This is a genomic window from Paenibacillus sp. 37 (assembly GCF_008386395.1).
GTDB lineage: Bacteria > Bacillota > Bacilli > Paenibacillales > Paenibacillaceae > Paenibacillus > Paenibacillus amylolyticus_B.
The window spans coordinates 2,510,927-2,523,808 of record NZ_CP043761.1 but is presented as its reverse complement, the minus strand read 5'-3'; the positions used below and the strand labels follow the sequence as shown (position 1 = coordinate 2,523,808).

15 protein-coding genes are annotated in these 12,882 nt (G+C 44.7%); all 15 read right to left on the bottom strand.

Annotation, left to right across the window (positions count from 1 at the left end):
* Positions 1-48: 48 nt before the first annotated feature.
* Positions 49-603, bottom strand: a complete 555-nt coding sequence (frr, locus tag F0220_RS11405) for a ribosome recycling factor (protein ID WP_091017272.1) — start codon at positions 601-603, stop codon at positions 49-51.
* Positions 603-1,331, bottom strand: a complete 729-nt coding sequence (pyrH, locus tag F0220_RS11400) for a UMP kinase (protein WP_017689153.1) — start codon at positions 1,329-1,331, stop codon at positions 603-605. The genes frr and pyrH overlap by 1 nt, the downstream gene beginning before the upstream one ends.
* A gap of 232 nt (positions 1,332-1,563) precedes the next feature.
* Entirely contained in the window at positions 1,564-2,214 is a 651-nt protein-coding gene (tsf, locus tag F0220_RS11395) for a translation elongation factor Ts (RefSeq protein ID WP_036609326.1), read from the bottom strand.
* A 115-nt stretch (positions 2,215-2,329) separates the two neighbouring features.
* Positions 2,330-3,028, bottom strand: a complete 699-nt coding sequence (gene rpsB / locus F0220_RS11390; RefSeq protein ID WP_047842496.1) for a 30S ribosomal protein S2 — start codon at positions 3,026-3,028, stop codon at positions 2,330-2,332.
* A gap of 294 nt (positions 3,029-3,322) precedes the next feature.
* Positions 3,323-3,949 (bottom strand): endolytic transglycosylase MltG, encoded by a 627-nt coding sequence (locus F0220_RS11385; RefSeq protein WP_105598214.1) that lies wholly within the window; start codon positions 3,947-3,949, stop codon positions 3,323-3,325.
* Between the two features lie 3 nt (positions 3,950-3,952).
* Positions 3,953-4,537 (bottom strand): hypothetical protein, encoded by a 585-nt coding sequence (locus tag F0220_RS11380; protein ID WP_105598213.1) that lies wholly within the window; start codon positions 4,535-4,537, stop codon positions 3,953-3,955.
* Between the two features lie 65 nt (positions 4,538-4,602).
* Positions 4,603-4,917: a hypothetical protein gene (locus tag F0220_RS11375; protein ID WP_036609332.1), complete on the bottom strand. Its 315-nt coding sequence runs from the start codon at positions 4,915-4,917 to the stop codon at positions 4,603-4,605.
* A 52-nt stretch (positions 4,918-4,969) separates the two neighbouring features.
* Complete coding sequence (locus F0220_RS11370) at positions 4,970-6,379, bottom strand: flagellar assembly protein A (RefSeq protein ID WP_105598212.1); 1,410 nt, start codon at positions 6,377-6,379, stop codon at positions 4,970-4,972.
* Between the two features lie 62 nt (positions 6,380-6,441).
* Complete coding sequence (locus tag F0220_RS11365) at positions 6,442-7,230, bottom strand: FliA/WhiG family RNA polymerase sigma factor (protein ID WP_017689160.1); 789 nt, start codon at positions 7,228-7,230, stop codon at positions 6,442-6,444.
* Positions 7,231-7,245: 15 nt separating this feature from the next.
* Positions 7,246-7,689, bottom strand: a complete 444-nt coding sequence (locus F0220_RS11360) for a hypothetical protein (protein WP_105598211.1) — start codon at positions 7,687-7,689, stop codon at positions 7,246-7,248.
* A gap of 4 nt (positions 7,690-7,693) precedes the next feature.
* Positions 7,694-8,191, bottom strand: a complete 498-nt coding sequence (locus F0220_RS11355) for a chemotaxis protein CheD (RefSeq protein WP_017689162.1) — start codon at positions 8,189-8,191, stop codon at positions 7,694-7,696.
* Entirely contained in the window at positions 8,184-8,804 is a 621-nt protein-coding gene (locus F0220_RS11350; protein ID WP_091017763.1) for a chemotaxis protein CheC, read from the bottom strand. The genes F0220_RS11355 and F0220_RS11350 overlap by 8 nt, the downstream gene beginning before the upstream one ends.
* Before the next feature lie 10 nt (positions 8,805-8,814).
* Positions 8,815-9,276: a chemotaxis protein CheW gene (locus tag F0220_RS11345; RefSeq protein WP_036609340.1), complete on the bottom strand. Its 462-nt coding sequence runs from the start codon at positions 9,274-9,276 to the stop codon at positions 8,815-8,817.
* A gap of 41 nt (positions 9,277-9,317) precedes the next feature.
* Positions 9,318-11,390 (bottom strand): chemotaxis protein CheA, encoded by a 2,073-nt coding sequence (locus tag F0220_RS11340; protein ID WP_149846522.1) that lies wholly within the window; start codon positions 11,388-11,390, stop codon positions 9,318-9,320.
* 32 nt (positions 11,391-11,422) lie between these two features.
* Positions 11,423-12,865, bottom strand: a complete 1,443-nt coding sequence (locus tag F0220_RS11335) for a protein-glutamate methylesterase/protein-glutamine glutaminase (protein WP_149846521.1) — start codon at positions 12,863-12,865, stop codon at positions 11,423-11,425.
* Between the last annotated feature and the right edge of the window lie 17 nt (positions 12,866-12,882).

Here is a 12,882-nt window from a genome sequence, read left to right as displayed (position 1 = left end):
TTGGAAAAAGAGACAAAACCCCACCGTATTGGAGGGGCTGCGCTTGTCTTACACTTCCATAATTTCTTTTTCTTTGGCAGCGAGTACCTTATCGACTTCAGCAATAAACTTGTCGGTCGATTTTTGGATATCATCCTGATGTCTCCGGGATTCATCCTCGGAAATATCTGACTTTTCCATTTTCTTGATGTCATCATTCGCATCACGGCGAATGTTACGAATCGCTACTTTACCTTCTTCACCGAACTTCTTGGTCAGCTTAACAAGTTCCGCTCTACGTTCTTCCGTCAATGCCGGAATAGACAAACGGATCATGCTGCCATCATTGGCTGGAGTAAGACCCAGATCCGATTTCATGATGGCACGCTCGATGTCACCCATGGAGGATTTGTCCCAAGGCTGAATCATCAGTGTACGGGAATCCGGAGTACTGATATTAGCGAGTTGATTCAATGGCGTCATTGCTCCATAATACTCTACCTGAATTCGGTCCAGAAGAGTTGGAGTTGCGCGGCCTGCACGCAAAGTAGCCAGGTCACGACGCAATGCTTGAATTGCTTTTTCCATACGCTCTTCGGCATGTTGTTTAACCGCTTGTGGCATTAATCTACACTCCCTTTAACGATTGTTCCGATGCGTTCGCCCAGAACAACACGTTTGATGTTACCTTGTTCAGTAATGGCAAATACGATCAACGGGATGTTGTTGTCCTTACAAAGCGAGGATGCCGTCGAATCCATTACACCAAGGTCTTTGTTAAGAATATCCATGTAAGTCAACTGATCAAATTTCACAGCTGTACTGTCCTTAAACGGATCTGCTGAGTATACACCATCAACTTTATTTTTGGCCATCAAGATAACTTCTGCTTCAATCTCCGCTGCGCGCAGTGCTGCTGTTGTATCCGTGGAAAAGAACGGGTTACCTGTACCTGCTGCAAAAATAACGACCCGGCCTTTCTCCAGATGGCGAATAGCTCTACGACGAATATAAGGCTCTGCAATCTGTTGCATTGCAATAGATGTCTGTACACGCGTAGGCACTTCAATCTGTTCCAAAGCATCCTGCAGTGCCAGCGAATTCATTACTGTCGCCAGCATACCCATATAATCGGCAGTTGCACGATCGATGCCGTTTTCACTACCGGCAATTCCACGCCAGATGTTTCCGCCGCCACATACAATAGCAACCTGTACACCAAGTGCAACAACCTCTTTTACCTGTTGGGCAATCGACGAGATCGTATCTGCATCAATACCGTAGCCGTTTTGACCGGAAAGAGATTCTCCGCTGACCTTTAAGACAACACGTTTAAATACTGGCTGTTCCAATTATTCACCCTCCACTTTGAATCGAACACGCTTGGTGTTCAACCAACAAAACTTCTCGCGCATGGCCTCCTGCTTAAAAAGAAAGGAACACAGTTGTGTTCCGCTCTTTTAGGAAAAACGTTTAACCGGTAAGGCATTGTTTTCCTGAGATATAAGGGAGTTTACGCTTCGAAGTTTCATCATTCTTATATCTTCGAAAATCAATTCTGCTCGCCGGTTTATAGAAACCGTCTTATTTGTTTACTTGGGACATTACTTCTTCTACGAAGTTGTCTACTTTTTTCTCTAGACCTTCACCCAGTTCGTAACGAACGAAACGACGGATGGAGATGTTTTCACCAATTTGGCTGATTTTTTCGTTCAGCAATTGAGAGATCGTTTTGTCTGGATCTTTAACGAAAGTTTGTTCCAGCAGGCAGTACTCTTCGTAGTATTTACCGATACGGCCTTCAACCATTTTTTCAATGATTTTTTCTGGTTTGCCTTCGTTAAGAGCTTGAGCTTTCAGGATTTCTTTTTCTTTTTCCAGCTCATCTGCAGGAACTTCTTCGCGTGTAACGAATTTAGGATTAGCTGCAGCAATTTGCATAGCTACATCTTTAACGAAATCCTTAAATTGATCCGTTTTACCAACGAAGTCTGTTTCACAGTTAACTTCAACCAAGACACCAATACGTCCACCAGCGTGGATGTAAGATTCAACAACGCCTTCAGTTGCTGCACGGCCTGCTTTGCTTGCTGCTGCAGAAAGACCTTTCTCACGCAACAATTCAGCTGCTTTTGTTACATCACCGTTTGCTTCTTCCAGTGCTTTTTTGCAATCGAGCATACCAGCGCCCGTTCTTTCGCGAAGTTCTTTTACTGCACTCGCATTAACTGCCATTATAAATTCCCTCCAACATTAAGTATTGTACGTACACTCTAAAAAAAGGGCAGTGAGAGGTTATCCACCTGCCAACCACCCTTTTCATTTAGTTTATAACATATGTTCGAATCTATTAAGCGGAAGTTTCTTCGCCTTGGTTAGCTTCGATTACAGCATCAGCCATTTTACCTGTCAGCAATTTAACAGCGCGGATCGCGTCGTCATTACCTGGGATAACATAATCGATCTCATCCGGATCGCAGTTAGTATCAACGATACCAACAATTGGGATACCCAATTTGCGAGCTTCCGCAACAGCGATACGCTCTTTGCGTGGATCGATGATGAACAGGGCGCTTGGCAGGCCTTTCATATTTTTAATACCGCCCAAGAATTTCTCCAGACGATCTTTTTCTTTGCGAAGCAAGATAACTTCTTTTTTAGGCAATACAGCGAATGTACCGTCTTCTTCCCAAGCTTCCAACTGTTTCAAACGATCAATACGTTTTTGAATAGTTTGGAAGTTAGTCAGGGTACCGCCAAGCCAGCGTTGGTTAATGTAAAATTGACCAGCACGTTCAGCTTCTTCTTTAACGGAATCTTGAGCTTGTTTCTTAGTACCCACGAAAAGAATTGTACCATTCTCTCCTGCGATTCCTTTAACGAAGTTGTAAGCCTCTTCGACTTTTTTCACCGTCTTTTGCAAGTCGATGATATAAATTCCGTTTCTTTCAGTGAAGATATAACGATCCATTTTTGGGTTCCAACGACGAGTTTGGTGACCGAAGTGTACCCCAGCTTCGAGAAGCTGCTTCATGGAGATTACTGCCATCTTCACACACCTCCTAATATGGTTTTTATTGTGTCCTCCGCCGGCATCATTTTTCGCCAAGACTCTCCATAAGGAAAGCACCCTCAACAAAATTAGCACATGCGTGTGTTTTAACACCGTTATCTAATATAGCATAACTGACTGTCCGATGCAACAGTCTTTGAAGCTAAAATCTACTTTTCATTTTTTGCTAGTATCGAATCATTTAAACTTGATATGTAACTCAGAGCTAATTATTATCAAGCTTTGAAAATGTACCGTTTAATACGCAAAAACCGTCCTGTCCGAGCATGCTCAGTTTGACGGTTCTTTCGTAATTTTTGCGATAATGGATTTGAAACTTTCCCCTTTTTCAAGCGCATAGGTACCCACCTGGATTTTGGTATTGATTCGCTCAGCCTTGCCAGCCTTTATGAATGCTTGAGCATCATCTACGATTCCCGCGGTTTTTAGGTTTGCTGCAACGATCGCCAGACTATTGCCTGAACGTACTTTGAATGATACTGTTGCGCCTTTCGGATTGCTCGGCGTTACAGGTTCTGTTGTCTTCGGCTCAGTTATCTCTTTCTGCCCTTCACCTTCACTTGCAGTAGGCTCTTGTGGCTTCTCAGGCTCTGCAGGTGTTTCCGTAGAGGTTACTGTCTCAGGTGGTGTTGCTGTTTCCCCTTGCAACTCACTGCTTTCCTGCTTTTTCTTCTCTATCCACTCAGCTTCTGTGTACAATTCCTCTTCAGAACCGACCACCTTCATATCCAGGCTTTTCGCCGCTGTTTCAAGCTGTTCTTTGGTCATATTGGCAGTCTGCTCAGGGGCCAGATTACTATCCGATAATGCATTTTGTCCGACTGTGGCCAGTTGAAGCAAAACTGCACCAATAATCATGCCGCTCCCCAGACCAATCCATAAGGATCGCTTGTCCATGACTTAGCTTTCCTCCCGTTCTGCCAATTGAAGTATTAACTGTACCTCACCACGCTGAATGCCTGTCTGCTTGGATATGGCATCCATCGATTTACCCTCAGCATGTAAATTAAAGAGTTCTGGGTATCTATCTTTAATCGATTCACGCTCAGGCAAAGTTTCGACCTTGCTGGTCTGTAGGTCTGCTTCTAACGCCTGCTGGGCCGCCTCTGCTTGTACACTTTTCACGAGCGCTTGAGCTTGCAAACCTTCGGAAGCTTGCACAGGTACATTACCTGAGTGTGGCACAGTTGATGCGACAGGTTCGTTCTTTTTGCTCTGTTCCAGCTGATCCAACCGCTGCTGTAATTCCTGAAGTTGCAATTGCATACGTTGATCTGCTGCTGTCGCTTCTCCCTTCATTTCAGCCACACGTTGAATAAGAGCATCATTATCATTTTCGATCTCGGTCATGTAATGTTCAAGCGTAGATTCCATCTCCTGCACCAATTGATGCCCGGGCTCTTGCGCCTTGTTTTTCCGAGGCATAATATAAGCGTAGGCGATGGCGCAGCCCCCTAATATGACAATAATGATCCATGGTGACAAATTGGGTTCTCTCCTTCTGATTCAACCATCGGTGCGCAAGGCTTCATGTCTATAACAACCATCTATTATAATGACAAATCTATGTGTTTACCTTTGTACGGGTGCTCTGCAGGTTTGACAGTTTCTTGAGCCTGAGCAGTCTCCTGTCCATCGGAACCACTCTGCTGATCCCCATCATGGTTATGACCATCACGCACCGAAGTCTGTGAAGTTTCGTCCATTGCTTCACTTCGTTGCCTTGCTTCATTTGCTTCTTTCGACGTTTGCTCTGCCAAAAGATTCTGATCCGTAATCGGTCGCTGCTGGGCTTCACTTTGATAACGTCCCGCTTCACTTGTTCGTGGTACCGCAATCTGCAACTCCACTGCTTTGAAACTCATACGCTCACCTCACGGTTTCGAATGGATTTCTTCCTGTGCCTGAATGCTGTACTTAAACGTATGGAACCATCGTAATATCACCATCGTGATAATAAAATGAAATTCGACTCACTGGATCTTTAATAAATTTCGTGTATCTGCCGATAACTATTTTAGAGCCTCCATAAATCATCTTCAGAATATCAACACGAGCCTTACTTGTATCTTCAAGTGCCTTTTCAATTTCAAAGATACGCATTTTCGTTTCTTCACTTATACGAAGAGCAGATTTCTGCGTAGCATTCAGCTTGATTCGCATCGACATCTTATCTGGAGTTAGTTGTCCAGCGGCAGCCAATTGATCCAGCAATGTCAAAGCTTTCTTCGTTTTGTCCAAGGAATCCATCTGCTCTCTGACTTCCTTGCGCAAATCATTGAGTTCATTACGCAACTTTGGTAGCACACCAACTTCAATGGAAGTGACCGTGGACATGCTGTTGCCCACAACACGCGCTGAGACGTTCTGACCAGCCTGGATCGAGCCACCAACAATAAGACCCTTGGTTCCCGCACAGATGACACCGTGGCCAGCACGAATATTGGAGTGCATAATACTTTGGGAAACCAGAACATCTTCACCGGCATCTACGTTGCCTTCTTGAATGAAAGTACATTTAACATTATGGCCTGCTTGTACCAGTCCTTTGTTATAACCAATAATACCACCGGTAATTTCGATTGAGCCGCCTGCTTCCAGTTCAGCTCCTTCGACACCTCCGACGACACGAATGTCACCTGCTGCTTTTACTTTAAATCCGGTAAGTACATTGCCTCGTATGACAACTGTGCCTACAAAGTCGATATTACCGTTATTGTAGTCAACATCACCATTGACTTCATAAACAGGAAACACATTCAGTTTGTTACCGTCCGTTTTGGTAACCAGCCCATCCAGTGCAGCATACATCGCAGAGCCATCCGGGTTAATCACAACGTTTTTCCCAACTTTAAACCGAGCTTCTTTTCCCGGACGATAAGGAATTTCCTCACCCGTTACTGCCCTGCCGGATATGCCATCGCTAGGAGCGATCCGCTCTGCAATGATCTGACCACTACGGACATTGTTTAACCGGGTCACTTCTTTGTAATCGACGGTTCCATCTTCCGATTCGAGCGGTCGTCGTTCGTTCGTATCGTCCATTCCAACCAAGATCTTGATGAATCCATCTGTTCCCTGAATGGGAGTGATACCTTCGGCAATCTTGTATTTATCTTTTAAATAGGTTTCAGGGTTGCTCACAAAAAGTAATAATGCCTCTCGCGATACACCTTGTCTGATGCCCTTGTCCGCCACAAATTGTTCAAGTTCATCAATCGTGCAGGCAAAGCCTTCTTCCTCTTTGGAAAATTCAAGGTAGGCTGTGCATTTGTCGTCCGATAAAACAATGTTTAAACATTGTTCCAAAGCAGTCCGCTGTGTCACCGCAATTCTTCCCCCTTTTAGACTTTCCACTCCCCAAACTCCAATGATATTACTTCTCTCTATTAATCTTTACGCATCAACAAATCTTTCTGTTTGTCCAACGTGCCGCGTAATCGTAATATTGCCTTGGAATGTAACTGGGATATACGAGACGGAGAAAGGGACATAACCTCAGCAATTTCACTAAGAGAAAGATCTTCGTAATACAATAGTGAAACAACCGTTCTCTCTTTTACCGTCAACTTGTCAAGCCCTTGCACCAAAGCTTCCTTCAAATAAAACTCATTCACTTTATAATCCGGATTTTTGGCTTTCTCATCCACCATCAAAGACAGACGAGTCTCAGACTCTTCTTCACGAATTGGATCCTCCAGCGAGCAAAGTGACATGACTGCCACTTCCTGAAGCATATGTTGAAAATCTTTAGTGGATACGTCCAAGTACTCGCTCATTTCCTCATCACTAACAGACCTGAGATAACTTTGTTCCAGCTGTTGATAGGCGTCTTCAATTCGCTTGGCCTTCTCACGCACAGAACGCGGAACCCAATCACCTTGACGCAGACCGTCAAGAATGGCTCCGCGGACCCTCCATGATGCATAAGTTTCAAATTGCAGACCACGTTCATAGTCGAACTTCTCCAATGCATCAATTAAACCCATAACTCCATTGCTTTCCAAGTCATCCTTGGGAACATTTTTGGGCAAACCAACAGCCAGTCGACCGGATACATAATTTACAATATGAAGATACTTTTCAATCAAAGTTTTCTTGGCTTCAAGATCTCCATGTTCTTTCCACTTTTCCCACAGATCAGAATGGTTCAAATGTGAAGCTTTACGCTCGTTCAATTGCTTTCACCCTCCTTATTTGTCTGTCAGGTGACGAACGGCCTGCGCCAATTCCTCCGGATCCTTGGTCCGGACAAGTTTAGGCGGATCCAAAGGGGCGAATCCCGTTGGAGCTTTCGTCTCAGATGGCGGAAGATCGTCCCCAGATGAATCGTTCTGTCCATTCTTGAGCAAATCATTCAGCTCTTGTCCATCGTCTTCGATTTTAATGTCCACCTGTGAACCTCTTTGATCTTGAGCACTTGGTGAATCATAACCATACCCATTTCCCTCGATCTGAGGGTTCAGCAGCAATCCCAATCCCCAGCGTAAACCATATGCAAGGACAAACCAGGCTACGAATCCGATCAATCCGCGAATTAAACTGGTCATCAGCACATTGCTGCTGTATGCTACAAAAAAAGTAAGAATAAACCCAACGATGCCTGCTCCAAGATTAATGCGGTAGTTTCCTATCATAGTCTTATAGTTCCTTTACACCCATTTGTACGCTTCGAATAGTCAAAAGTCCAGTTTCACAATCCATCTCAATCGTTCGTCCATAATTCCCACCCGTATCTTCTGCTAGAAGAGGGATATTGAGTTTTTGAAGCCACTCTCGACAAGAATCTGCATTCCTTGGTCCAATACGCATTGTATCTCCAGCGCCAGCAAAGGCAAACATCTGAGAGCCTCCGGCCATTTTAGACACAATACGTGAGTGTGAAGCGCCCAGTTTAATCATCTTTTCCAAAAGCTCAGGCAACGCCGTATCCGCATATTTCGCAGTGTTCAGTTTCCCTTCACGGGCGATCTCTGAAGTAGGAAGCATGACATGCGCCATTCCAGCCAGCTTCAAATGTGGGTCATACATTGTTAATCCCACACACGAACCCAAGCCAGTCGTACGGATTACACCAGGAAGATGAGCGATGTTTAAATCCGCCATACCGACTTTAACGACGCTTTTGTCCTCAATCATGGCTCAGTGGCACCCCTAGCGATTCAAATATCTTTGCAAAGGATGGTGGATCCGGAATGAGGAAAAACTGACCCTCAACTTGATCTTCACCTTCAAAGAAAGATGTGTCAATCAACAATGCAGCGTCACCCATCTCGCCAAATTGCAGCAAGCCATAACTTAGAATGGCACCTGCCATGTCGATGGCAAGTCCAGGGACAGTTGGATACATAGACAACTTCGTGAAATCTGCCAGAGAAGAAAGATAGGATCCAGCCAAAATATTTCCAATCTCGGAAAGCGCTGATTGTTCCATATCTGTAAAATCGAGCCCTTCTTTCAGATCAAACCCGGCAAGTCTATTCAACAACATTTTAGCAGCCTCTGGTGTCATCATAAAGAAAAGATTTCCCGGTGCTTCGCCTTCTACACGAAGAAACACGGTAACCACGATGCGTTCATCTCCGCCCACTTTTTCGGCAACTTCTTCAAAAGGGAGCATTTGTACTGTAGGTACACCCATGTCAATCGGTCTGTTGAGGAGTTGAGACAACGCCGTTGCGGCGTTGCCTGCTCCAATGTTACCGACCTCTTTGAGCACATCCATCTGGAATACCTCAAATCGGTTGAACATCTCCACGGTACTAGCCCTCAACACTTTCCAGCTGTACAATCTCGCTTTTATTTAATACTTCGTTTAGGTTGAGCATGATCAACAAGCGTGAATCCTCCAATTTAGCAACACCTCGCAGGTATCTCGCTTTGACGCCGCCAACCACTTCTGGTGGGCTATCGATCGCACTGCTCTTGATATCAATAACATCATTGGCAGAATCTACGATAAAGCCAACTTGCATGTCGTCTACACCTACGATAACAATACGAGTCTGATCCGTGTATTCCGTTTCCGGAAGGGAGAAACGACCGCGCAGATCAATGACTGGAATTACAACACCGCGTAGATTAATAACTCCTTTTACAAAGGAAAGTGTCTTGGGAACACGGGTAATTGGCATCATGCGCTCAATCGTCTGAACCTTGTCTACCTCAATACCATACTCTTCGGAACCCAATTTAAAGACGATGACTTTCAACTCTTCTTCCATGTAAAAAACCTCCCTATTAAATGTAAGACTTAGCTCTATGCTTATTTAATAAATGCATTAGGATCAAGAATCAGGGCTACTTGTCCATCTCCGAGAATGGTTGCTCCAGAGATTCCTTCAATAGCAGGAAGATAGGTTCCCATTGATTTGAGAACAATCTCACTTTGTCCAATAAATTCTTCAACAGCTACGGCTGCAAGACGGTCGCCTTTACGAATCACGACAATTTCTGTTTCTTGCTCATCAGCGTCATTGAAATCCGGTACAGAGAATACTTCGCTCAAAGACAAGTACGGAATCAGTGACTCACGGAACGTGATCATTTTATTGCCGTGAATATTACGAACTTGCTCACGTTGTACAATGGCCGTCTCTACAATGGAGGACAACGGAACAGCATATTTCTCTGAACCAAGTCGTACAAGCATTGCAGCAATAATGGATAGTGTCAACGGAAGCTGAACAGAGAAGTTCGTGCCTTTGCCTGGAGTTGAATGAATCGTTACATTACCGCCAAGCGAAGTGATCTTCGATTTTACTACATCCAAGCCAACGCCCCGGCCAGAGATATCCGAGATAATATCAGCAGTACTAAAACCAGGTGCGAACAACAGTTGATTCACTTCATCGTCACTCATCTTGGCACCTTGTTCTTCGGTTACAACACCACGTTTGATCGCGGTTTTCAAAAGCTTGTCGCGATAGATACCTTTACCATCATCTTCAATCTCGATAAATACGTGATTTCCACTGTGGAAGGCACGCAGGTTTACTGTACCCATCTCTGGTTTACCTGCAGCTACACGCTCTGCAATGGATTCCACACCATGGTCAACCGCGTTACGCAGTAAATGCACAAGCGGATCACCAATCTCATCAATTACCGTACGATCCAGTTCCGTCTCAGCACCTGTAATCACCAGATCGATTTTTTTATCAAGTGTCTTAGCCAGATCACGGATCATGCGCGGGAATCGATTAAATACGGTATCTACCGGAACCATCCGCAATTTCAGTACAATATTTTGCAAATCTGTGCTAACTCGACTTAAATGAGCTACTGTATCGGATAAATCATTGTTGCCTGTCTCACTCGCCAGTTGCTCCAGACGTGAACGGTCAATCAACAATTCACTGAACAGGTTCATCAATACGTCGAGACGTTCAATATCCACACGAATGGTACGTGAAGGTGCAGCAGCTTGCTTCGGTGCAGCTGTTTTAGCTGGTGCCGTTGTGTTTTCTTCTTTGGGTACAGAATTCTTATCCGGCGAAGCAACCTCAGCTAAAGCTGTTGGTGCGGGTGGCGCTTCAACCGTAGCTGCTACCTGATTAGCCATCTGCTGAAGAGTCTCCTGATCCAGTTGAATGAGCTTTGCACTTTCAATCTCAGAGATACTCATGATGCCTTCTTCCAGTTCGTGCGCCTCTTTAGTTGTTATGTAATACAACGAGAAACTGCGCTCAAACTTCTCCTGCTCAATATCCTGAACGGATGGGTAAGCCTTAACGACTTCACCCGAACGTTCCAGCATATCAAAGACCATATAAGCCCGTACACCTTTTAACTGGCTATGCTCGCTAACAAGCACATCCACGTAGAACACACGATGACCTTCGGCGATCGACTGATCCAGCACTGAATATTGGAATTCATCCAGCTCCACAGCCGAAGAGATTGAAGCGTTAGCCGGCTTGTTTGTTTCTGTAACAGGTCCATTTCCGTTTGTCATTTCACCATTTTCAATGGCTTGAAGTGAAGCTACGATTGACGACACATCTGCTTTACCTTGTCCACCTTCGGTAATATCCTGAACCATGGTTTCCAAAGCGTCCAGACTCTTGAACATGGTATCAAAAATGAAATCCTGCATTTTCAATTTCTCATTACGAACCAGATCCAACACATTTTCCATTTTATGTGTAAGTGATGCCAAATCTTCAAAGCCCATAGTTGCTGCCATACCCTTCAAGGTATGAGCAGAGCGGAATATAACCTGAACTATGCCCAGGTCTTCCGGATTGCCTTCAAGTTGAAGCATGTTTTCGTTAAGCGATTGCAGATGATCATTAGACTCATCAATAAACATGGATAAATATTGGTTCATGTCCATTGTGAGGCACCTCCTCCGTGAGTTACACTCCGTTATTTCACTGCTTGAACTAGTTTAGAAGCAATCTCCTGCAATGGCAGAAGATGACGAACGCATTGCAGCTCTACAGCAGAGCGCGGCATACCATATACAACACATGTTTCTTCATTCTCGGCAAAGGTTGATGTAACTCCAGCTTCGTATAATCTCTTCATCATACGTGCTCCATCACTTCCCATTCCCGTTAGCAAAACAAGATGCCTTTGTAAAGATGTAAACGGCAGAAGTGACTCAAACATCGTATCCACTGAAGGTCTATGTCCATTCACTGGTTGGTCTTCAGTCAATTTCACAATAAACTTCCCGTCTGCTGTTTTGTTAACTTTCACATGGAATCCACCGGGTGCTATATAGGCGGTTCCTTTTTTCAGAACCATTCCATCTTCAGCTTCAACCACATGCAGTGGACTGAATGTATTCAATCGTTGAGCCAAAGAACGTGTGAAATTGGGCGGCATATGCTGCACAATAATGACCGGTGCAGGCAAATCAGCAGGCAACTGCTCAAGCAAAGTTTTGAGAGCCCTCGGTCCACCCGTAGAACAACCTATTGCCACAAGTTTGTTGAATGGTCCTTCCAGCCCCCCTCCACCTTTGGGAACAGGATTAGGCTTGATTACATCCTTGGCTTTTGCAGAGGCAGAAGTTGCCGCTATTTGATCAGCTGCCACTCTAGCTGCATTAGGTAGTCGAACTTCCTTTGGAGTCTGTACTGGATTAGCTGACCTCACTGCTTTTTCTGCCTTCGTCCCCAAATTACGCTCAGCCTTTGGCAAACGCTCCGGTTTATTCTCTACGCGATCTGGTTTTGAAGGTGACAATGGTTCAATGGGTTTCTTTGCTTTGGCCTGAAAGGCTTCAGTCCGCTCTCGAATAGAGCGTTGAATCGTCTCGACAGATTCGATCGTTTTTTTCACGGGCTCCGCTCGATCCCTGGCTGGCAGTTCTTTCTGCAATGGCTGAGTTGGGGGAGCAACTGCTCCTCGCAACATGTCTCTATTTTTCATGGATAACTCACGATCAGCTTTTCTTTTGATCTCATTCATCGCAGCTCGCATGCGCTCAACCAAGGCTTTACCAACTTGAGCAATATCCTGGTCATGTGAAATAGATGGTTTGCGAATGAAGTCAAATGCCCCAGCTTCAAGCGCCATAATGGTTTCTTTCATGCCTTGTTCATTGATACCAGAGAGCATAATCACAGGAACGAAAGATTCCTTCATAATTGATTTTAATGCATCCAACCCATTCATTTCGGGCATCTCAACGTCCATTGTAATAATATCGGGTTTCAATTCTAGTGATTTTTGAATCGCTTCTCTACCGTTTGATGCCGTTGCCGTAACCTTGAATTCCGGATCCGCTTGGATCAAATCCGTAACAATCTTACGCATAAAAGCGGAATCATCGACAACCAATACTTGATACGCCGCCATGTTGTGTCACCCCTGTT